General features: G+C 64.5%; 16 protein-coding genes. 4 read left to right on the top strand and 12 right to left on the bottom strand.

Going from position 1 to position 21,241, the window contains the following annotated elements; genetic code table 11:
* Positions 1-30 precede the first annotated feature (30 nt).
* The 3 genes from KTJ87_RS15660 to KTJ87_RS15650 form a co-directional block, all read right to left on the bottom strand.
* On the bottom strand, positions 31-3,222 hold the full coding sequence (locus KTJ87_RS15660) for an Ig domain-containing protein (protein ID WP_267140087.1): 3,192 nt from the start codon (positions 3,220-3,222) through the stop codon (positions 31-33).
* Positions 3,223-3,251: 29 nt separating this feature from the next.
* Entirely contained in the window at positions 3,252-5,999 is a 2,748-nt protein-coding gene (locus KTJ87_RS15655) for a hypothetical protein (protein ID WP_267140086.1), read from the bottom strand.
* 631 nt (positions 6,000-6,630) lie between these two features.
* On the bottom strand, positions 6,631-7,242 hold the full coding sequence (locus KTJ87_RS15650) for a TetR/AcrR family transcriptional regulator (protein WP_267140085.1): 612 nt from the start codon (positions 7,240-7,242) through the stop codon (positions 6,631-6,633).
* A gap of 84 nt (positions 7,243-7,326) precedes the next feature.
* On the opposite strand from KTJ87_RS15650, the gene KTJ87_RS15645 reads away from it, so the two are divergent.
* Positions 7,327-8,403, top strand: coding sequence for an aldo/keto reductase (locus KTJ87_RS15645; protein ID WP_267140084.1), 1,077 nt, complete (start codon positions 7,327-7,329; stop codon positions 8,401-8,403).
* 253 nt (positions 8,404-8,656) lie between these two features.
* On the opposite strand, the gene KTJ87_RS15640 is transcribed toward KTJ87_RS15645, so the two are convergent.
* The 5 genes from KTJ87_RS15640 to KTJ87_RS15620 form a co-directional block, all read right to left on the bottom strand.
* Positions 8,657-11,818, bottom strand: a complete 3,162-nt coding sequence (locus tag KTJ87_RS15640) for an efflux RND transporter permease subunit (protein ID WP_267140083.1) — start codon at positions 11,816-11,818, stop codon at positions 8,657-8,659.
* Positions 11,815-13,191, bottom strand: a complete 1,377-nt coding sequence (locus tag KTJ87_RS15635) for an efflux RND transporter periplasmic adaptor subunit (protein ID WP_267140082.1) — start codon at positions 13,189-13,191, stop codon at positions 11,815-11,817. The genes KTJ87_RS15640 and KTJ87_RS15635 overlap by 4 nt, the downstream gene beginning before the upstream one ends.
* Positions 13,192-13,264: 73 nt before the next feature.
* A complete protein-coding gene (locus KTJ87_RS15630; protein WP_267140081.1) occupies positions 13,265-13,624 on the bottom strand; it encodes a hypothetical protein in 360 nt (119 codons plus the stop codon).
* A gap of 216 nt (positions 13,625-13,840) precedes the next feature.
* Positions 13,841-14,164 carry an EF-hand domain-containing protein gene (locus KTJ87_RS15625; RefSeq protein ID WP_267140080.1) on the bottom strand — a complete coding sequence of 108 codons (324 nt, stop codon included), beginning with the start codon at positions 14,162-14,164 and terminating at the stop codon, positions 13,841-13,843.
* A gap of 47 nt (positions 14,165-14,211) precedes the next feature.
* Entirely contained in the window at positions 14,212-14,844 is a 633-nt protein-coding gene (locus KTJ87_RS15620; protein WP_267140079.1) for a hypothetical protein, read from the bottom strand.
* Positions 14,845-15,095: 251 nt separating this feature from the next.
* Here KTJ87_RS15620 and KTJ87_RS15615 point away from each other — a divergent pair, with 251 nt between their 5' ends.
* The gene (locus KTJ87_RS15615; protein WP_267140078.1) at positions 15,096-15,875 is read left to right on the top strand and encodes a response regulator; all 780 of its coding nucleotides are present in this window, start codon (positions 15,096-15,098) and stop codon (positions 15,873-15,875) included.
* Between the two features lie 31 nt (positions 15,876-15,906).
* Positions 15,907-17,286: an ATP-binding protein gene (locus tag KTJ87_RS15610; protein ID WP_267140077.1), complete on the top strand. Its 1,380-nt coding sequence runs from the start codon at positions 15,907-15,909 to the stop codon at positions 17,284-17,286.
* Positions 17,287-17,525: 239 nt separating this feature from the next.
* On the opposite strand, the gene KTJ87_RS15605 is transcribed toward KTJ87_RS15610, so the two are convergent.
* From KTJ87_RS15605 to KTJ87_RS15595, 3 genes are read right to left on the bottom strand one after another with little or no spacing between them, the layout of a single operon-like run.
* Positions 17,526-18,074, bottom strand: a complete 549-nt coding sequence (locus KTJ87_RS15605) for a luciferase domain-containing protein (RefSeq protein ID WP_267140076.1) — start codon at positions 18,072-18,074, stop codon at positions 17,526-17,528.
* Positions 18,075-18,117: 43 nt separating this feature from the next.
* Positions 18,118-18,612 (bottom strand): nuclear transport factor 2 family protein, encoded by a 495-nt coding sequence (locus tag KTJ87_RS15600; protein ID WP_267140075.1) that lies wholly within the window; start codon positions 18,610-18,612, stop codon positions 18,118-18,120.
* 26 nt (positions 18,613-18,638) lie between these two features.
* The gene (locus KTJ87_RS15595) at positions 18,639-19,118 is read right to left on the bottom strand and encodes an ester cyclase (RefSeq protein WP_267140074.1); all 480 of its coding nucleotides are present in this window, start codon (positions 19,116-19,118) and stop codon (positions 18,639-18,641) included.
* Between the two features lie 129 nt (positions 19,119-19,247).
* On the opposite strand from KTJ87_RS15595, the gene KTJ87_RS15590 reads away from it, so the two are divergent.
* Entirely contained in the window at positions 19,248-20,069 is an 822-nt protein-coding gene (locus tag KTJ87_RS15590) for a LysR family transcriptional regulator (RefSeq protein ID WP_267140073.1), read from the top strand.
* A 189-nt stretch (positions 20,070-20,258) separates the two neighbouring features.
* On the opposite strand, the gene KTJ87_RS15585 is transcribed toward KTJ87_RS15590, so the two are convergent.
* Positions 20,259-21,185, bottom strand: coding sequence for a LysR family transcriptional regulator (locus KTJ87_RS15585; protein ID WP_267140072.1), 927 nt, complete (start codon positions 21,183-21,185; stop codon positions 20,259-20,261).
* Positions 21,186-21,241: the final 56 nt, after the last annotated feature.

Below are 21,241 nucleotides of genomic sequence, written 5' to 3'. Positions count from 1 at the left end.
GACCACGGCAGCGGTCCCGCAGCAGGGGCGCTAGCAGTTGTTCTCGATACAGGCGTAATAGCCATTCGACCCGACATCGCGACCTTCGGCGCAGGACGCCTCGCAGCTTTGCGGCTCGTCATAGGTGTCGCCATAGTCCTCGTCGTAGTCATCACCTCCAAAGTCGTCCTCGTCCGGGTAGTCCGGTTCCGGCGTGTAGACCGGCCCGGCGCAGTCGCAGGCGTAGGAGTCAAAGCCGAGGCCGAGCAGGGAACAGGCGAAAGCCACGGCGTTGGCGTTGCAGGTCGGTCCCTGCTGGGGCGGCGGTGCAGGACGTGTCGGCGGTTGTGGCTGTGGTTGCGGCGCGGGCGCCTGTGCACGGCCAGCCGGGCCGCAGAAGATGCGGTTGCCGTTGCTGGTCATGATGTAACCCTCTCCGCCACCAAGCGACTGCAGATGGGATCGCAGGGCCGCCTCGCTTGCGAACTGGGCATCGCCCGCCCGGCAGCCCGACGCTGGGGTGGGCGCCGGCGCGGTGGGCTTTTGCACCGTGGGTGGCGGCGGTGCGACCGGGGCCGCCTGGCAGACGCCGTTCACGACGCGCGGCTTGCTTGCAGGGCACCCGCAGACGCCGTTGTTGCCCAGCACCATGCCGCCCGTGCAGGTGTCCCGTGTTGTGACCTGCGGTGGGGGTGTGACCGGGCCAAGCGCAGGCGGACAAGTGCCGCCAAAGGGCTTCTGGCCATCCGCGCAGGGTCCGCAGCCATTGCCGGAGGCAAAGGGATACAGCGTCGGCTTGCACACGCAGCTGCTGCCGCTGCCGGGGCTGAGCGAAGCGGTCATCCCGGCATACGGGCAAAGCGCCGCCTCGACATTGATCGAATAGCGCTTTTCCTGTGAAAGGTTGCCATTGGCATCGCGCGCAATCACGGCCAGCGGCACGGTCCCTTGGGTTTCCGGCACGCCGGACAGCAGGCCCGCGCCTGTAAGGGTCAGCCAGCCGGGCGCCGTGCCCGAGAAGCTGAAACTGTAGGGCGCGCGTCCGCCGTTCGCGGACAGCTCGTAGGTGTAGGGCACCGCGACATTGCCGCCCGGAAGTTCGGACGGCGAGACGTCGATGCGCACATCGGCCACGGCCAGCACATAGTCCTGCGCCAGAAGCAGCTGGTCGCCGCGCCGCACTTCGACGGTGAAGCCGCTTTGTCCCGCGCTCGACGGTGTTCCGGCAAGGATGCCGTTCGGCAGAAGGGTCATGCCGCCGGGAAGCGTGCCGCGCCCGGGCGCAAGCGTGAAGCTGTACGGCCCCGCGCCGCTGGCGATCAGCTGCACCGGTGGGTAGGGCGTGTTCTTGGTGCCGTCGGCCAGGGATGGCGGCATCAACTCGACCGGCGCGGTGCAGGTGCCGCCGATGTTGAGCATCCCTTCGCGGCAGGTGCACAGGCCCGCAAAGCGGTACATCGTCGGGTCGGGGCAAGCCGCTTCGACGATCTCGAGGGCATATCCCATGGTGATGGCAGCCCCGGACGCGTCGACCGCGTTCAAGACCAGCGCATTGTCGATGCGCGTCGCCGCGCCCGGTGTGCCCTGCAGGCGCACGCCGCGTCCCTGCCCAAGATCGCTGACGGTCATCCCCTGCGGCAAGGCCTGCGAGGCAAAGCTGGTGTAAGGCGGAACGCCGCCCCCGACGATGACGTCGACCGGCCCATAGGGCACGCCCGCCGTTCCGGTCGGCAATCCTTCGGGAAGGATCGACAGCGGATCGTCGATGTCGATGCGGTAGACGGTCGTGACGGATACGCCGCGCGCGTCCACCGCGCTGATGACAAGCGCCCCCTCGAAGGCCCCGGCCTGTAGCGGTGTGCCGTCGATACGAACCCCCGCACCGGCGTCCAGCGCCGTGACGATCAGTCCCGGAGGGAGTGCCGGAATTCCGACGGTGGTGTAGGGCGGCGTGCCGCCGCTGAGGAGAACCTCGCGCGGGCCATATGCCGTGCCGGTTGTCCCGCGCGGAAGCGTATCGGGGGCCAGCGCGAGCGGCTCCAACGGAACAGGCTCCGGTTCCGGCTCTGGCGGCGGGCCAATGACGATGGTGTCGCCTGCGGGCGGAGCCTTGACGCCGCCCGGGGGGATGATCGCGACGGTGTAGGGTTGCTGCCCGATGTTGCCCTGGGCATCGCGCGCGGCGACCGTGAAGCCGAACTTGCCGTCCGCCAGGGGTGTCCCCGACAGCGCGCCATCGGGCGTCAGGGTCAGGCCCGTGGGCAGACCGCCTTGCGAGACGGCGAAACTGTACGGTCCGGTGCCGCCGGACGCTGCCAGCACCTCGCGGCCATAGTCGATGCGCTGGCGTCCGTCGCGCAGGCTGCGCGGGGTAAGAACGATCAGGATTTGCGGCGGCTGGGGCGCGGGGTCGGCGGTTGCGACAGGCGGGATGCCGGGCGTTGCCGGTGTGCCGCTGCCTGTGGGCGGTGCCTCGCCTCCGCCGCCGGTCGGCGCGGGACCGCCGGAGGCGATATCGTCGGGTCCGCAGCTTCCATCCGCGCGGATCTGCCCCTCGGGGCAGGAGGTGATCGTCACCTGATCGATGGCGGGCGGTGCCTTGATGATGCCCGGAGCCACGATCGAGATACGGAATGCCTTTTCGCCGACGACGCCGTTGGCGTCAGCGGCCTTCACGGTGAACTCGAACACGCCTTCGACGACCGGGATGCCGCGCAATGCGCCGTCATCCGACAGGCTCAGACCGCCGGGAAGCTGTCCGCCGCCGAGCGTGAAACGATAAGGGGCCGCCCCGCCGCTGGCCGAAAACACCTCGGTCCCGTAATCGACACGCTGGATGCCGGAACGCACAGCGTCCGGCGCAAGCGAGACACGAACGGGCACCTGGACACCCGGAGGCGCTGACGTGCCGGTCGGTCCGGGCGCTCTGCCCCCGGGTCCGCCACCGCCGCCTGCAGGGGGGGTGCCGCCAGCGACATCGCCCGGTTGGCCATCAGGCTCGGGCGCGCAGGTGCCATCCGCCTGAACGCGGTCCGCCGCGCAGGCAAAGATCGTGACCGCGTCGTTGTCGCTGGGGGCAAGGACGATGCCGGGGCCGGTCCGCTGTGCAAAGCTGACGCCGGTGTTCTGTCCCGGTGTGCTGAACGGCGCGCCGACCGGCTGGGCCGTGGCCGCACCCGGAAGGGCAAGGCACAGGACCGCGACCAGAAGGTGAAGCGCACGGCGCGCACGGGCGAGACGCATGCGCCCGGCGCCGGACTGGCCCCCCTGCCTTACCATCTGCTGTCAAGCCGGACCTGGTTGCTGATCGAGCCGGTGCCGCTCACGGTGACATGGGTGTTCCGGCAGACGACACTGCGGTTGACCGGCAGCATGCCAAGCCAGGTTCCGACGAACGGGCTGGGCTGCGGCGACACGGAAGAGTCGCACAGGATCGGCCCGGTCATCGGCAGCGATTCAAAGACCCGGAACATGAAGATGTCGCAGCTCGTCTTGTTGGTGACAGTGTACTCGAAGTCGATGGGCACACCCGCCGACGAGAAGGTGCCGGGATTGACCGACGAGATGACGATCTCGGGCCGTCCCTTGCATCCCAGGCCCGGTGGCATCGGGAACGGCGATTTCGGCAGCCCGACAAGGGGCGGTGGCGCGAGCACGGGGTTGGCGGCCTCGATCTGGAAATCGACGCAGACCATGCCCGGTGCGGCAGCGGGGTTCGGCGCTGTCAACATGTTGGACAACACCGGCGACGTGCCCTGGCCAGACCCGATGTTCGACGCAGGCGCCAGGAACGGGCTGGTCGCAACCACGCAGTTGCGTGCCGGAACCGATCCCGCCGCAGGCCCGGACAGCTTGGGTATGAACATGTCGACTTCGAAGGTCTTGATGCCGAAAGACGGAATGGTGATCGGGCATTCCCACTCCAGCGGCAGGTTGCCACCACTGGGGATGCTGCAGCCCTGGCTCGGGAACACACCGTCGACGACGACCCCCGAGGCAAGCTGACCGTCAATGTTCAGATCGTCGCTGAACGCCAAGGTTCCTGAAAAGGTGCTTAGCCCGAAGTTGGTCATCGAGATGGTGAAGGTGCACACCTCGTCCGCGCGGCAGGTTGCGGGCGCCGTCTTGCTGAGGACCAGCGTGTCGCCAACGGTGGCGGTGGCCTTGGTGCCGTTCGTCGACAGGGTGGCGCTGTTGGTCAGTTGCCAGCCGGGCTGCGACGCGATGGCCGAGATGTCGACCACCACGTTGACCGACTGCGCCTTGCCCGGCGTCAACGCCGCTCCGGCGATCGAGCAGGTCAGCGACGTTGCCGGAAGCGGCGAGCAGACCCAGTTCGGATCCGAAAGCCCGGCGTCCAGCAACACCAGCGGAAAGCCGCCCCCCGCCACACCGAAGTCAGGCGTCGCAAGATCGGTGAAACCGACGCGTGCCGCAGGTTCCACATCGCCCACGTTGATAAGCGTCACGGTGCATTGCAGCGCGCCGCCGAAGGCCGCGGGAGAGCAGGTCTTGGAGATCTTGATGTCGGGCTGGCCCGGCACCCGGGGTGTCCAGCCGACCGGAACCGTGGGCTTGATCGGCTTGCCCGCGACGTCGATGGGGGTCTCGCTGGAGCCGCCTGTGCTGGTCGCGCCGATGGCGTTGCCGCACTTGGCCCAGATCGCCACGTCGCCCATGTGGCCGTGGAACATGTCGTCGGTGTACAGTTCGTCATAGTCGATGTGGTAGGACTTGAAGGGCGGGACGTTCGCCGGCTTGATCAGCGTCTTGTCGGTGCCCTGAAGCCCGTGGACCACGCCCGGATCGCCCAGGCGTGCAGCATGCTCGGCGCTCTCACGCAGCATCTCGCCGGTGGACCAGACCATCGCCTCGCAGGAATCGTACTTGATGAAGCCGTCGGGGTAATAGCCGTAACCAAGCGCCACGCCGCCGTTGGTGTTGCGGTTCTCGCCCTGGAATCCGACCGGATACTCACCTGCGTCGGCCGCCCACTCATAGGTGCCGTCGGGGCGCTTCTTGCCCGTGTAGACCAGCACCGAAGCGCGTTCTGGCGTCGCAAGGCTGGTGTAGTCATAGGCTGCCGCCTCGGCGCCGCGCTGTGCCAGGAACATCGACCCGTCTGCATCGAACGTGATGTCGGTGACCGGATCGGCCACCGGGGCGACGACCCGGATCTCGACGCGCGCGTCCTTCTGGATCGTGCCATCGAGCGCCAGTCCGACCGACCAGATCTCGGGTCCGGCGCTGACGGAGTAAAACAGTCGGCGGTCGCGCACGGCAAGGCCCCAGACCTGTCGCTCGGGCAGGGCAAATCCCCAGGTCGCTGGTTCGTTTGCAAGAAAACCGGGATCGGTCAGCGCAATCCGCCGGGCCGGATCATGCGCCACGGGAACAAGCCGGGTCGCCGTTCGGGCAAGGACGCCATGGTCGAACTGATCGACCTCGCGCCCGTCGAGCCCGAATCCGTGGATCATCCCGGTTTGAAGGTCCGAGACGAACAGCCTGCGGCTGATCGGATCGAAAGTGATGTTGCCAAGCGCAGGCCCCGAATTCTCGACCCCGTTCAGCGTGACGTTCGCGAACATCGAGATCACGCCGGTCGCCCCGTCGACCTTCCAGATCGTGCCCGGTCCCGCGCCGTCCTCTGCGCCGAACTGCCCTTGCATGAACCGGACGCCCACGCCGCCCGTCTTCGTGCGCGTCACCTCGGTATCGGTCTCGAGCAGAAGCTGCAGACCGAAGGCCGATGTTGCCGTGGCATAGAGATTGGGTGCGCCGGGCTTCCCGGCCGCGTCTAGCCCATCATCAAGCGTTACGCCGAACACCTGGCCAATCTGAGCGGCAGAGGCAGCAAACCCGCGCTCGACCGGGATCTGGCGGGCATCGTCCACGCCGAACATCTGTGACAGCGCAAAGACCTGCAAGGTCACGCCCTGCTGGTTGATGATCTGGTAATCGACCGGGTCAGCCCCATCGGGGTGCCGCCACTGCGTGACGCCCGAGAATGCCGTGACCACCGCGTCGCCTTGCTGAAGGATTCCCTTCGTCTGCGCGCTGGAGGACATTGGCGAGACCGCAGCACAAGCAGCGAGCAGGATCGGAAGGATAGCACGACGCGGGGCCAGTATCAGTGAATCAAAAGATAAACCAAGCCGAGATGACTGCGTCATAAGTCTTCGTCCTTCATTCATGTTTGCACCGCTATGGGTGAGATCGACATGGCAAGATTTTGGATCAGCCATTTGATGGACAATATAAAAATTGATCCAGAAAACTGGATTCTAAGTGTTCGCTCAATATTTAACTAAATAATGATGCCAAAATCGAACAGACATCATGCTGAAAATGCCCGCAGCGATTCGACGCCATATCACCCAACCGTGATGTAATCTGGACGACCGCACATTGAATATCAACATAATTCTCCAGCCAACCCAAACATTCAGGCGAATCTGGATTGCATATTCTTCAATGAAGTCGCTGCGCGTTCGAGCGAAACCCTGCGTCAACCTGCCGTGATGGAAGTCGTGGGGATGAGGGCAGATTCAAGTAATGCTATGGTCATTCCAGGCGGGAACACGCGCGAAAATGTACCCTGCCATGCCACGCCTTCGCGGCGTCCCGCGCAGCCCGGGGAGGCTCTAACTCTCAGTCGTCCCAGCCCAGGGTGGCGGTTTCTGCAACAGCCAGAAGGCGGCTGCGATCCGCGCCATCACGGGCAAGTACGGACATGCCTTGCGTCACGGCGATCGCATGGTCCGCGAGCGTTTCAGGACGGGTGCGCGGCGGCAGCAGCCCCTTGGCGACATCCACCTCGATGCGGCGGATGATGATGTCGCGAATGATGCGCCGTTCGGCAGCCACTGCCTTGCGCACCTCTGACGCCTCGGGCGATCCTGTCGCGGCGGCGCTGGCCAGCAGGCAGCCCGGCGGCGTCGTCTCGCCTGTGTAGAGCATGGCCGCCCCGCGCAGCATCCCGGCCACGGCGTCCCGCGCCGTCGGCGCGTCGCGCATGGTCCGTTCCAGTGCGGCGGGGTCGCCAGTATAGCGGCGCATCGCTTCCAGAAACAACAGCTGCTTGTTGCCGAAGGCGGCATAGAGGCTGGGCGCCGTCACGCCCATCGCGGCCGTGAGGTCCGAGATCGAGGTCGTCTCGTAGCCGCTTTGCCAGAACGCCAGCATGGCCTTTTGCAGCACGTCGTCGCGGTCGAACGACAGCGGGCGCCCGGTCTTGCGGAGAGGTGTCGGATCACGTTTCATAGTGACTGATAATAAACCCATTGACGCCACCTCGCAAGGCGGCGATATGTTTCATATCATTCACTATGAAACATCGGAGCCTCCATGTCCCTGTCCCATTACCGCGCCCTTGGCCGATCCGGTCTGGTCGTCAGCCCCCTGTGCCTTGGCACCATGACCTTTGGCCCAGGCGACTGGGGCGTCGATGAGGCCGGATCGCGCGCGATCTTCGAGGCTTACCGGGACGCGGGCGGCAACTTTGTCGACACTGCGGATATCTACGCGGGCGGTGTCAGTGAGGAATTCGTCGGCAAGTTCATCCGGGACACCGGGTCGCGCGACGAGATCGTGCTGGCCACCAAGTTCGGCTTCAACGGATCAAGTAGCCCTCTCTCGGCCAGTCAGGGGCGTGCGGGAAATCCCCACGCAGGCGGCGCCGGGTCCAAGAACATCCACCGCGCGCTTGACGCATCGCTCCGGCGGCTGGGAACCGACCATATCGACCTTTACTGGATGCACATCTGGGACGGCGTCACGCCGGTGGAAGAGATCGTCCAGACGCTGGGCGATCTGGTCCGCAGCGGCAAGATCCGCCACTACGCCTTTTCCGACATGCCAGCATGGCTGGCCATGAAGGCGGCGACCATCGCCGATGTGCGCGGTGTGCCGGGCCCGATCGCGATGCAGGTGGAATACTCCCTCGTCGCCCGCGACATCGAGGCGGAACATATCCCGGCCGCGCATGAAGGCGGCATGGGCGTGATGCCCTGGAGCCCGCTCGCAGGCGGCTTCCTCACCGGGAAATACAAGCGCGAGGACACCTCAGGCAGCGGGCGGTTGAGCGGCGCAAACCCGTTCGGCGACAGCAAGTTCAGCGCGCGCAACTGGGAGATCCTGGCGACCCTGAAAGAGGTGGCCGCCGAGCAGGATCGCCCCCCTGCACAGATCGCACTGGCCTGGGTCATGGCGCAGCGCGGCGTGACATCCACCCTCGTCGGCGCAAGCAGCGTCGCGCAGCTGACCGGCAACATAGCGGCCACGGGAGTGAGGCTTTCGGACGACCAGATGAACCGTCTCGACCGGATCAGTGCACCGGTGGCCGGGTTCTCGGCCAGCCTGACGGCACCGATGATCCGTCGGATGGTCTATGGCGGCCATGACGTCACCGGCTGGACCGAATAGAACCGGCTGGTGAAGGGGCCGCTGATAGAGCCCCCACGCCAAAAGGGCTACTTTCTTCAACACCTCTCCACCTGACGTCTACATTCGGAAAAGGCGCCCAATGGCCACCCCGGTTACACCGCCAGCGCGATTTGAAAGTCCACCAAGTCCGTGGACGCTACCAGGAACAGCACCTCTGGCGCCGCTGCGGCACTGGAAAGTACCCTTGGATCAGCGCGGATGCCTGCATCACGTCTGGCTGTCCTGTTAGGGATCACGGTGGCAGTCCGCTGTCATTGATCCAAGGCACCGGCGTGTCGCGGGTCGACCCCGTTGGTTCGAGACTTGGCTCAGACGCCGGATCGACCAGGCCGAAATCGTCGAGAATTGCGTATGTTGCGGGGACGACGAGCAAGATGAGAACCGTGGTCGCCAAGAGACCGAACGCGATCGAGGCGACGAGGGGGATCAGGAGTTGCGCCTGCAGACTGGTTTCCGACAGCAACGGAAGTACCCCTGCGATCGTCGTCACGGAGGTCAGCAGGATCGCACGAAACCTCGCCTTCGCGGCCTGAACTGCCGCTTCTGCGACGCGAGTCACGCCCGGTTGGTGCTCGGACTTGATGAAGTTGACCAGAAGGATCGAGTCGTTGACCACGATCCCGGCCAGGGACACGAAGCCGAGCATGCTGGGAAGCGTCAGGTCGAGACCGAGCGCCATATGGCCGAACACGACACCGGGCAGGGCGAAGGGAATGATCGCCATCACGATGATCGGCTCGACATAGCTGCGCAGCTGGAAGCTGAGCACGAGGTAGACGCCGACAAGTCCCAGCATCAGGCCCTGCAACATGGATGCCTGCGTGGTCCTCGCTTCGGCATTCTGGCCCTCGACCCCGATGTCCAGTCCCGGGTATCGGGCCATGAGGTCGGGCACCTTTGATGAAAGCGTGTCGCTGACGATTTCGTCCGCATTCGCCACGGTCGTGTCGACGTCTCCTGTAACGGTCACGGTCGGGACACTGTCGATCCGGCGCAGGGACTCGTACTCGCGCCCGGTCGACACGTCCGCAACCACGCCGAAAGGCACGCGTGCGCCCGCGGGCGATGTCAGGGTGAACTGCTCGACATCGCCGAGGGTTTCGCGGTCAAACGATGAAAGCCGCAGGTCGATGTCGTAGGCCTCGCCTTCGATCCGCACCTCGTCGGCCTGAACGCCAAGAAATCCCGCCCGCAACTGGTCGGCGACGGCGCGCGCATCGAACCCAAGGGAATGCGCGTCGTCGCGCAGGGTCACGCGCAGTTCGGGTCGGCCGATCTGAAGGTCGTCGGTGATGTTGAACGTGCCGCGGTAGCGCAAGAGCCATGCCTGCAACTCTTCCGATGCCGCCTCCAGCACCGCCACATCGTCGTGCTGCAAGCGCAGCTCTATCGCGCGCCCGGCGGGGCCTATGCCGGGTTCCGTCAGGCTGAGGCGGCGCATGCCGGGAGTCTGGGGCGCGGCGTCTCGCCAAGCGGAAAGAAGCTCGTCGAGGGTCACACCGCGGGTTTCCGCAGGCAGGAGGTCGACACGGGCAGTTGCCAGATGCGGTCCGGTCGAGCCTGCGTCGGCGTTCTGGGCATAGGTGACGACAACATCCTGCACCAGACGCGCGCCGTCAGGATTGTGCGGCGACAGGTCGGCGTTGACCCGGTCAAGCGCGGCGAGAACGTAGGCCATTTCGGCTTGCGTGTCCTCCAGCGACGCCCCGGCGGGCAGTTCCAGCCGGGCCTCGACCTGGTCGCCGTCGATTTCCGGAAAGGCCTGAAACTTCAGCACGCCCCCCACAAGCATGGCAAGCGACGACAGGAACATGAACAACGTGAGCCCCAGCGTGAGGTAGCGGTACTTCACCACGGTCCCAACGACGGGGCCGACGACACCCGAGCGCACCCGGTCAAGCCATCGATCGGCGAGGCGCGGCTGACTTTCGCCGGGACCGCCACCATGGCTGAGATGCGCGGGCAGGATCAGGAACGCCTCGACCAGGGACACGGCCAGAACGAGGATCATGACCACGGGAATGACGCGCAGAAGCTCTCCGATAGTGCCCTCGAGGAAGGCAAGCGATCCGAAGACGATCGTCGTAGTTGCAAACGAGGCCACAACGCCGGGCGCCACTTCGGCGACGCCGGCGACCGACGCCTCGGCTGGGGACAGGCCCCTCGCACGCTGGCTGGCGATGTTTTCACCAATGACGATGGCGTCATCCATCAGGATGCCGATCACGATCAAGAGCCCCACCATCGTCAGCATGTTCAGCGAATACCCAAGCGCCGCCATCGCCGCGATCGCGCCCAGAAACGAAACTGGCAACCCGGCGGTGATCCAGAATGCTTGCCGGAACCCGAAGAACAGCCACATCGCCGCGAAGACGAGGACAAGACCGGCAATCGCGTTGACCGTCAGCATCGTCAGACGGTCCGCCAGCACGCCGGACGTGTCCCCCGTGATGGTGAGCGCGACGCCCTCGGGCAGACGCGGACCTTCGTCGTCCAGAAAGGCGCGCAGCGCATCCATCACGCGCAACGTGTCGTCGCTCGGCGTTTTCGAGACACTCAGAAGCGCCGCGCGTTCCCCGTTCAGCACCGTCAGGACCTCGGCATCGCTGAAGGTGTCGGTGATCGTCGCGATATCCCCGAGCCGGACCTCGCCGCCCGCGTCGCTCGACGCTATGACAAGGTCTCGATAGTCGGCAAGGGACCGCCGCTCGGCGGTGAGCCGCAGCAGTGTCGATCCCTCGGGCGACACCACCTCGCCGACCGGAGCATCGACATTCTGACGGGCAATGATGCCCGAGATGTCCGACAGGCTCAGTCCCAGTTGGCGGACCGCAGCCTCGGGGATTTCAATGCGGATCTGGTGGTCGGAAAATCCTTCGAGGTCGACTCGCGGGATGCCGCCCCAGCGCAGCATGCGGCGTCTGACGTCCTCGGCCAGCGCCTTGAGATCCGCCGCCGCCACGTCGGGTCCCGCGGTAAGCGCTACCGAGGCGACGGGATCCACCCGGCCGAGCTGTTCGAGAACCGGTTCCTCGGCCTGTTCGGGCAGGCCGGTGATCGCGTCGATGGCCGCCTCCACATCGGTGACAAACTGATCGAAACCGGCGCCTTGCCGCATCACCACATTCGTCAGGGCGAGAGATTCGCGCGCCACGCAAACCACTTCATCGAGGTTTTCGATCCCTTCCAGCGCCTCTTCGAGCGGTCGGCAGATGGACCGCGCCACCTCGGCGGACGTCGCGCCGGGATTGGCTACGGTGATCTGGACGGTTCTCGAGTCTATTCGGGGAAACGTCTCCCGCAAGAGCGACGGGAGCGCGACCACACCCAGCACCAGGAATACGGTCATGAGGATGTTGGCGGCCGTCGGGTGCTTGGTGAAATACCGGATCATTCGTCTACTCCGCCGCTGCCCGCCGCGTCTGTCGCCGTCGGAAGGGCTGTCGACGCAAGCCGGGCTTCGGTCCCGATGTCGCGCTCGGGGGCGAGAAGCGTTCCCGGAATGGCCGGCGACGGCGTGCTCACGATCACCTGCGTCCCCTCGACAAGGCTGTCGGGGAACACAAGCGCCAGATCGTCCTGCGCAAAAACGATCTCGACATCTGCGAAGGCGAGCCGCCCTGTCTCGTTGATGACCATGATCTTGCCGCCCTCGATCGCCCGGCGCGGCAGCACGATGACACCCTCTACGACCGGCCCTTCAAGCTCGACCTCCACGAACATGCCCTTGATGAGAGGCGGACGCTCAGCGGCGCGGGCCAGACCATAAGGATTGTCCACGGCTACGATGACGCCGATGGACCGTGTTTGAGGATCGACGCCATCGGTGATCCGGTCGACTTTGGCGACCCATTCAGCGTCGAAGCCCTCGACATTGAGGCGCACCCGGGCCGTAAGGCGCTCAGCGGCAAGGTTTGACGGTGAGATCGAGGGGCCGCGGTCTGCGAAGATCAGCCGGGACAGCTGGGCCATGTCCTGGGGGGCCACCTGTGCATCAATCTCGGCGGTCGCGATGCTGTCGAGCGTTCCAAGCCGGCTGCCGTGGCTGGCGAATTCCCCTACATCGACATCAGCCATCGCGACGCGACCGTCGAAGGGTGCAAGAATACGTGTCCGGTCGAGATCGAGCCGGGCCTGATCGAGCGAGGCTTCCGACACCGCAAGCGCCTGTTCGAGCGCATCGCGCTGCGCGGGCACGAGGTTCAGCTGGTTTTCCAGCGACTGCACGGCGGAGCGTTGGCTCAGCAGGGCCCGCTGTTGGGACTCCACGGCAGATGCAGCCAGTTGGCCACGCTCGGCCAGTTGGCGTTGCCGGTTCAGCTCGCGTTCCGCGAGGTCCAGCGCCTCGCGTTCGATGGCGAGGAGCGCGCGCGTGGCCTCGGCATTGGCATCAAGTTCGGCGAGTTGCGCGGCGCCGCTGCGGACATTTGCCTCGGCCTGGGCGACGGCCAGGTCATAGGCCTCAGGATCGATCCGCGCGATCACTTGTCCGGCACGTACTGTGCCGCCCCGAACGAATTCCGTATGCAGATCCACGATGCGGCCCTGCACCTGCGCGACCGCATTCCAGCTGCGCCCCGGCTCCACGACTCCGAAACCGGTGACGCGGGGCACAAAGCTTCGCGTCTCGGCCACGATGTAGGATACGGGCACCGCACGTTCCGAGATGTCGCGCGTCTCGGGCTGCAGCCTGTTCGCCGTGGCCCAGTAGATGACAGCGAACCCGGCGATCACCGGCGGAAGTATCAGAAGGCGTTTCCACAACACGGGTGGCTTCCTTTCCTGTTTGCGCCAACCACGCCGCCACGCTCGAGACTCGGGGCGTCGTGGTGCCAAGGCCCTAGACGGGGGCGGCGGCCCCTGCCTTCGCGTGCAAGCGCCCGAGGCGGTAGGACAGCCAGAGACTGAGCGCCATGAATGCGAAGAGCGGCGCGCGATTTACCCCGGTGACCGGGTTCTCAAGCCCGAACAGGGCGACGAAGACTAGGTTCAGGACGACGTAGCCGATTGCCCCCGCCCAAAGAGCCGTGCGCGAAGACCGGGTGAGGAACACGCCCAGACTGACCCCGATCACAAGCACCGCGTTCGACAGGATCCGCAACGTCTCCACTTCGTTGATCGCGATGTGCAGGCCTGCATCCACGACCTGAAGGGCAATCACCGCCCCGGCCATGGCCAGCGTTTTTCCTTGTGTTTCCATCGGCTTCTCCTTTTCTGTTCCTGATGAGTGCAAGCCCACGTGCAGGCGGCGATCCGCCCGAGCGCCGGGTTCGGCACTTTGGGTGGACAGGATCGGGCTCCGCCTGCGGGTCATCGTATTGCGAACGCCGACCACGGCGCGTTTGGCTTGCCCGGTCCCTGCGTCGCAAGACGCCGGGACGGACGGGGTTGGTCGCGCCGCATCCGGGTGTTCCGCCTAGCCCTGCTGCTGCATCAGGGCCTGCATTTCAGACTGGGTCGCGACGCCGTCGCCATTGGCGTCGATGCGCCCGAATGCCCTGCCGTAGCTGCCGGTCCGAACGATCATCGCGGCACGTCCCAGATTGTCGGCGGCGTTGAGATTGATGAGCGTCTCGAACTCTTGACGGGTAAGCACACCGTCGGAATTGGCGTCGGCCTGGACAAGGTTCTCGACCATCAGCTGACGTTCAGCGTCCGACGGGCTTTGTGCATGCGCCCCGGTCACGGACAGGACGACTGCGGCGGCAAGGGCAAGGTGCCCGATGGTTGGGAGGTTCATGTTCGACTTCCTTTCTGAATGGATCGTTGTTTCCCGCGTCTGCCGGATCACGGGCAGTTCACCACGGCCCCGCTGGCATCGATGCAGGTCACGGACCGCGAACCGCCCGAGCCAAGCTCGTATGCGCCTTCGACGGTCGCCGATTGTCCTTCGGTCCCCGAATACGTCGCGTCGCGAGAATAGGTGCCGTCGTCCAGGCTTGCGTTTCCGCTGTAGCTGCCATTCAGGCCGGACGCGTCCACTTCACTGGTGCCGCTCCAGGTCCCGTCCGCATCGCGGTCGAGGCTGCGATTGCCACTGAAGAAGCCGTTCTCGCTGGTGATCTCGGTGGCGGCCGCGCCACTGAAGGTGCCATCCGATCCCCAGGTCGCCACCCGGCCGCTGCACCCGGCGGCGTTGACGTTCGCGGCGCACCCGCCGGAGCGCGCGGCACCGTTGCCCTGGCCATCGCCGATCACAAAATTGCGCCCGATGGCGCCGCCACCCTGACCATTGGAAATCACGCCGCGCGAGCCTGCGATGGCGCCGTTCTGGCCGGACGCGGCCCCAGCGCGAAAGCCGAACCCCTGCGCTTCTGCCGAAACGGGCATGAGGAGGGTTGCGGCCAGGGCGCTGACCAAGACGGCGAACGCGGGTTTCGCCACAGATGCGCGGCGGGTGGTTTGATTGCGGGATTGCATGTCTTCTCTCCTTCTTAGGCTGGAACGGCAGCGCCGACTGGCGTGCGTTCCCTGAACGAGGAGAAAGATTGCAGGGGCCTTTTTCACCCGGATGTCCGGTGCGTCTCAAATACTGCGGAAATCGCGGTTTTTTGTTGCAGTATGTTGCAGCCTGAAATGCCCGGGCAAAAAAAGTGCTACACTCTGCGCCGGTAGCATGCGCCAGCGGCAAGCCGGCCCGCATCAAGGCATACAAGTCCAGGTCCCGATCGATGCCCGAACCCACGCCTTCCGCCGCGGAAACACTTCTCCGCATCGCTGTCGTCGAGGACGACCATGAAATCCGGGATCTGGTCGTTGCTTATCTCGAACGCGAGGGGTTCGCACCGCGCGGCTTCATAGACGGGCGGTCTTTCGACGAAGGCCAGGCCGCTTTCGCGCCCGATCTCGTGGTGCTCGACCTGATGATGCCGGGCGAAGACGGTCTGTCGATCTGCCGGCGGATCGCGCCGCGCCTGCCCGTGCTGGTGCTGTCGGCGAAAGGGGAGGACATTGACCGCATCATCGGGCTTGAGATCGGCGCCGACGACTACCTTGCGAAACCCTTCAATCCGCGAGAGCTTGTTGCGCGCATCCGCGCCATTCTCAGGCGGCGGGCGCTTGGAATGGCGGACGTCGCTCCACCGATGTCTTCCACGCAGTCGCCCGATAACGAACCGCGCGAGGTCTTGTCGTTCGAGGGATGGGTCCTTGACGTCGATGGCCGCCGTCTTGCCGCTCCGTCCGGCACGCAAACGCCGCTATCCTCGGGGGAGTTCGCGCTCTTGACCGAGTTTGCCCGCCGCCCGCGGCGCGTTCTGACACGCGACCAGCTTCTCGACCTGACCCGGGGGCGTGACACTGACGCCTTCGACCGTGCCATTGATGTCCAGCTTTCACGATTGCGCAGGAAGCTGTCGGCGCATGGCGGCGAGAACCTCATCACGACGATCCGCAACGAAGGCTATCTGTTTTCCGCTGACGTCGCGCGGGTGAGCGGCGCGGGAGAATGACATGAACTCCGGTCTGCGCACACCTCGACCATTGACCGCGATCCTGAGCGCGGTGAGCAGGCTCGGCCTGCGGACGCTCGTTCTGACGATCTTCGCGCTCGCGTTGGTCAATATCTCCTTGGCAATCGCGATGGGCTGGTCGGCCCCTGACTTCGATAACAGCCTTGCGGGGCTGCCGATGGTCCGTCAGGCCGCCGCCGCCGCCCGCCTGATGGACAAACTCGACGACGAGGCCCGGCCGGTCGCGCTGGCGGCCCTCAACTCACCGGTGTTGCAGTTCTCGCTAAGTGAGCGGTTCGACGACACACCTCCGGTCGAGAACCCCGCACCGGTCTTCGTCCCGCTGATCTCCATGTATCAGGCCGTCTTGGGCGAGAGGCCGTTCAGCGTCTACAAGCGGGGCGGGGTTCGCACGAACTTCCTGAGCCGCGCAACGCTTTCCGACGACATCATCATCGTGATGCGGCTGGCCGACGGGACAGGCCTTATTGTGTCCAGCGGCGAAGAGTATCGCCGCCTCGTCGGCTCATACAGTGTGACCCTTGCTGTCGGGATCCTGAGCGTCGTCCTGATCGGGCTGATGGCCTGGGCAAGCCTGTCCTATGCCCGCCCGCTCGAACACCTGGCCCGTGCGTCGCGGACCTTCGTGGAGAGTGCGAACAACGCCGCCCGTCTCGAACCTCTGCCGGAAACCGGCCCAAAGCCGGTGCGTGAATTGGCCTCGGCCCTCAATCTCGCCGGGATCCGGATTGCGCGCGCGATGACAGAGCAGACCACGACGCTCGCCGCCATCGCGCACGACCTGCGGACCTACCTGACCCGACTGAGAATGCGGAACGAGTTCATCGAGGACCCGGTGCAGCGGGAAAAGATCTCGAAGGATATCGAGGATATGTCTCGGCTGATCGACGACACGCTGTTGTTCGGCGAAGCGGCCCACAGGACACTTAACTTCACCCGGGTCGATCTGACGGCGTGGCTTGCCGAATTCGTGGCCCGTCGCGCGGACGTGGGCGACGCCGTCCGCGCCGAGGTGCCGTCGACCGCGATCACCGCCGATATTGCAGCACCCGAGTTGACACGCGTGCTCAACAACCTTGTGGACAATGCGCTTCGTTATGCCGGGGCGGCGTCCGTCGCTGTTTCCTATGTCAGCGCCGAAACCGTCGCCATCGATGTCGTCGACGAGGGGCCGGGCGTCCCGGCCGACTTCATCGCGGAGATGAGCAATCCGTTCACCCGGATCGAGGGATCGCGGTCACGCGACACCGGCGGCGCGGGTCTCGGCCTCGCCATCGCAAAGGCTCTTCTGCAACAGATCGGCGGTGGCCTGAGCCTTTCGAACCTGGATCGCGGCGGGTTCCGTGCCCGTGTGACGCTTTCCGTCGCCTCTCTGGACCAGCCGCCTTGAGATGCCTGAACGGCGGCTCTGTCCGGCTGACCCACGTTTAGGCCGACAGAATGCTGCGAGATGCACGAACGGCCAGTCTGGCGAAGTTGCACTGCGGCAAGGGCTTCACTGGCGAATGACAGGAGTGGGCCGTGTCCGTCGCTTATGCCTGCGCCAGAAGCCGGACTATGCTGCGCCGCCGCAGGTCGGCTATGAGCCCGCCATACCGATGCTGCGTGGCATGCGAATGGCTGCTATCGCTACGTTTCAGGCAAGGCCTCGCCAGTGATGTAGGTGTACGACCCACGCACCAGTTGCAGCACCACCTCCAATTCAGCTTCGTTGAGCGGTGTGTAGATCATCACGAACCCTTCCCAACCCGCGCGTTGATCGGCCCAAGGATGCGCCACTGCCCAACCGGCGTCTATGGCGGCACGGGCTGTGTCGGGGTGCAGCGAGGCATGTAGGCTGCCGTCAGGATGAAGGTGCGCAAACTCGCGCCCGCCGACGATGGCCTGCGGCTGTGCGATCTGGACGTCGCCCGTCAATTGAAACCCGACCGCACCGGGAAGCGATACGCGGGTCGCCCCAAGAACGACGCCGGGAAGTTCAGCGACTTGACGTTGCAATTCTTCCGACAGCTCAGGAACCGGCGACACGTCGATCTGCATGTGCGGCACGCCGTTCGTCGTATCCGGACGAGCGCCATCCCGCATCGGGAAAGTGACGTTCTGAGCGGAGGCGGGCGCTGTTGCGCTGAGCAGTGATACTGCGGCCGAGATCAAGATCAGGTTTGGGAGTTTAGGCATCTGGATATCCTTCTTGTCCCGGCCGCAGCGTTGTTTGACTGGGTCAAGTCGCGTGAAACGCCCGGCTCACGGCAAAGCTGTCCTCGAACCAGTTCCAGAGCACGACCTGGCCGTCGCGCACCTTGGCGCGCAGAGCAAAGGTGAACGCGTCGGTTTCCGCGCCAGAGGCCGTCAGCCGCAATTTCATCCGACCGAATACGGCCACGGTGTTACCTGAGGCAAAAGCATCCTGGTTTCCCCAAAGGGTAACCTGAACATTCTGCGAGAACGTGGCAAGGAAGCCAAAGATCGTCTCCTTGCCTTCCCATGTGCCGATCCATGGCAGGTCAGGGTCGCCTTCGTTTTGCCAAACCATGTCGTCGGCCATAAGCGCGCCTATGGCATCCATGTCACCGCCCCCCATGGCCCCCATGAAGGCCATGACCGCATCGAGCGAAGCTTGGGCTTCGTCGCCGGTTGTCTGCGCTGTTGCGGGCGCCGCAAGGGCGATCCCGGTTGCTGCGGCAGCGGATGCCGCAAGAAGCTGTCGTCTATCCATAGGGATTCTCCAATCCTGGTGGACGATTACCGGCCGGACAGCTGCCGCAAGGCGCTGGCCCAGTCTTCGACGTGATAGGTGCGGACAATCACACCGTCGTCCAGCTCGTGGACATCGATCGTCAGGATATCAAAGCTCCGGCCTTCGCCATCGACACCAAAGAACGGGCCTGTCGGCGTTCCCGTCGCGCGGCTGCGCACGGTCACGAAATCACCGTCCTGATGCATCGCCTGAACGGACCAGTCGAGATCAGGGATGAGCTGGCTGAAGAACCCCATCTGGCCGACAAAGCCGTCGCGGCCCTCGGTCTCGCCGGAGTAGTCGCCAACGCTTTCCCAGGTCTCGGACGTCGCGCCAAGGAATGCTGCGACATGCGTTTCCGAGCCGGGGTTGCTGAGCAGATCGTAGAAGGTTTGCACGGTGGCCATGTCGTCTGCGGCTGCGCTGGTTGCGATGGCTGTCAGCCCAAGTGCAGTTGCTGCAAGAGTTGCTCGGAACGCGTTCATGGATGTTTCTCCTGGTCGGTCAATGACGGTGCCGCGCGGGGGTGCCGGCCTCCTCCCACCAAGATGGACAAATCCAGATAGCAGCATAAGCTAGAATAGCTAGATTTCACTGTTCGGATATCTTGACGAATGATCGACCGGCTGCGCCAAATGGCAATCTTCGCAAAGACGATTGACCATGGATCATTCCGCGGGGCTGCGCGGGAGCTGCGGCTGTCGCCCTCGGTGGTCAGTCACCATATCTCGCAGCTTGAGGAGAGCCTTGGCGTTGCGCTGATCTATCGCTCGACCCGAAAGCTGACGCTGACGCGCGAGGGCCACAGGCTTCTGGCTGCAGCGCACAAGATGCTGGAGGCCGTCGAAGGCGAGTTGGCTGATCTGTCGGTCTCCGCAACTGCGCCAAGCGGCGAGCTTCGCGTGACTATTCCATCCGTCCTGTCACAGTCGCATTTCACAGAGCAGATCGCGTCGTTTTCCAAGTCATACCCTCGGATCAAACTGTTTCTGGATTTCTCGGACACTCGGCGTGCGCTGATCGATGACGGCTTCGATATTGCGATCAGAATGGGGCCGAAGGCGAAGAATACTGCGACCTCCCGCAAACTGTTTTCGGTCGAGCGCAAGTTGGTCGCGTCCGCTGAATACCTCTCATCGCGAACGGGTCCCGAAGATCCCAAGGACCTTGTCGGTTGGGAATGGCTGGCATTGACACCTGCCCAGAATGTCCCCTTGGAATTCAGCAAGACTGGCGTCACTCAAGCAACCATCAAACCCGCAGCGCACATCTTTGCAAACGATGCCCAAGCACTCTATCGGTTGGCCCGTGCGGGCGCGGGGCTTGCAATAGTTCCGGATTTTCTGGCCATTGAAGACGTTGAAGCTGGATCAATGAGATACGTTCTGCCCGACTGGACGTTGCGCGCTATTGATGTCTTTGTTGCGCGCTATTGATGTCTTTGTTGCGCGCTATTGATGTCTTTGCAGTCTGGCCAGCCAACGCGCCAAAGCATGGCCTTATTCATCTGGCATTGGATGCTTTGAGTTAGAGCTAGCCCCGAAGCGGGCATAATGATTAGCAGCCTTAGGTTTGGGTGTTGCTTGCACTCAGACCGTCATACTGGTTCAGATCTTAGTCATCTCCTATTTTGGCTCGACCACTTCAAAGGAATTAGGGGGTCTGGCCGTTTCGACCCGTTTGGAAAAGAACCTAACCGCCCGGTCAATGAATACCCGCATGGCAGGTGGCATCAGGGTGCGGTCGACAAAGACGAGATTCATCGGCGTCTCGGCCCCTACCTCATCCTCGAGCACGGGCCGCAACTGACCCGCGTTGATCTGCTCGGCGATCAACGCGCGTGGCACAAGAGCAATGCCAAGGCCACGCTCAGCGGCGGCAATGCGCAGACCGATATCTTCCGCGCAAAAGCGCGCGGGAATGCGAATGCTTCCGCCTGATAGAAGCGGCCAGGTCAGAGCGGGCGTCCGCTCTCCGGCGAAGCCTACGATGCAGTCTTGATCCGCAAGCTGCCTTGGCGTCGACGGAATGCCGCGGCGCAGGAGGTACGCGGGCGACGCCACCAACAGCGATGTCGTTGTCGAGAGTTTGCGCGTGACGAGCGACTCGTTGGCGACGGTTCCAAAGCGGATGGCCACGTCGATCCCCTCGCCGATGAGATCCACATGCCGATAGGTCATGGTGACCTCGAGCCGCACTTCGGGGAAGTCCTCGGCGAACGTGACGAAAAGGTCCGCCGCCGCCAGCCGGGCGTCCGGAACCGAGACTCGCAGTGGGCCACGGGGGATGGTGTCCATCTTGCGCACGCTCTCCCAGGCCGCGTCCACGTCCACGACCACCCGCTGCGCACGCCGATAAAGTTCCTCCCCTGCCGGTGTAAGCGTGAGGCGCCTCGTCTCGCGGTGCAGCAGCCGCACGCCAAGGCGGGATTCAAGATGCGACAGCCTTCGGCTCAGGCTGGTGCGGCCCACATCAAGCGCGCGCGCCGCCTCGGAAATGCTCCCGGCGTCGACGACGGCTGCGAATTCGGTCAGGTTATCGGCTTTGAGCATTTGTACCATTTTCGAGACAAGTCATGTCCTACAGGAGAACTTGTTCCAAGATAATG

The sequence above is a fragment of the Anianabacter salinae genome, from assembly GCF_019061145.1.
GTDB classification, from domain to species: Bacteria; Pseudomonadota; Alphaproteobacteria; order Rhodobacterales; family Rhodobacteraceae; genus Anianibacter; species Anianibacter salinarum.
This window is presented reverse-complemented; position numbering and strand designations above follow the sequence as displayed.

Excerpts from the sequence above, each read along its gene's own strand:
- KTJ87_RS15660 (WP_267140087.1), bottom strand. The coding sequence starts at position 3,222 with ATGCGTCTCGCCCGTGCGCGCCGTGCGCTTCACCTTCTGGTCGCGGTC.
- KTJ87_RS15650 (WP_267140085.1), bottom strand. The coding sequence starts at position 7,242 with ATGAAACGTGATCCGACACCTCTCCGCAAGACCGGGCGCCCGCTGTCG.
- KTJ87_RS15645 (WP_267140084.1), top strand. The coding sequence starts at position 7,327 with ATGTCCCTGTCCCATTACCGCGCCCTTGGCCGATCCGGTCTGGTCGTC.
- KTJ87_RS15640 (WP_267140083.1), bottom strand. The coding sequence starts at position 11,818 with ATGATCCGGTATTTCACCAAGCACCCGACGGCCGCCAACATCCTCATG.
- KTJ87_RS15630 (WP_267140081.1), bottom strand. The coding sequence starts at position 13,624 with ATGGAAACACAAGGAAAAACGCTGGCCATGGCCGGGGCGGTGATTGCC.
- KTJ87_RS15625 (WP_267140080.1), bottom strand. The coding sequence starts at position 14,164 with ATGAACCTCCCAACCATCGGGCACCTTGCCCTTGCCGCCGCAGTCGTC.
- KTJ87_RS15620 (WP_267140079.1), bottom strand. The coding sequence starts at position 14,844 with ATGCAATCCCGCAATCAAACCACCCGCCGCGCATCTGTGGCGAAACCC.
- KTJ87_RS15615 (WP_267140078.1), top strand. The coding sequence starts at position 15,096 with ATGCCCGAACCCACGCCTTCCGCCGCGGAAACACTTCTCCGCATCGCT.
- KTJ87_RS15605 (WP_267140076.1), bottom strand. The coding sequence starts at position 18,074 with ATGCCTAAACTCCCAAACCTGATCTTGATCTCGGCCGCAGTATCACTG.
- KTJ87_RS15600 (WP_267140075.1), bottom strand. The coding sequence starts at position 18,612 with ATGGATAGACGACAGCTTCTTGCGGCATCCGCTGCCGCAGCAACCGGG.
- KTJ87_RS15595 (WP_267140074.1), bottom strand. The coding sequence starts at position 19,118 with ATGAACGCGTTCCGAGCAACTCTTGCAGCAACTGCACTTGGGCTGACA.
- KTJ87_RS15590 (WP_267140073.1), top strand. The coding sequence starts at position 19,248 with ATGATCGACCGGCTGCGCCAAATGGCAATCTTCGCAAAGACGATTGAC.
- KTJ87_RS15585 (WP_267140072.1), bottom strand. The coding sequence starts at position 21,185 with ATGCTCAAAGCCGATAACCTGACCGAATTCGCAGCCGTCGTCGACGCC.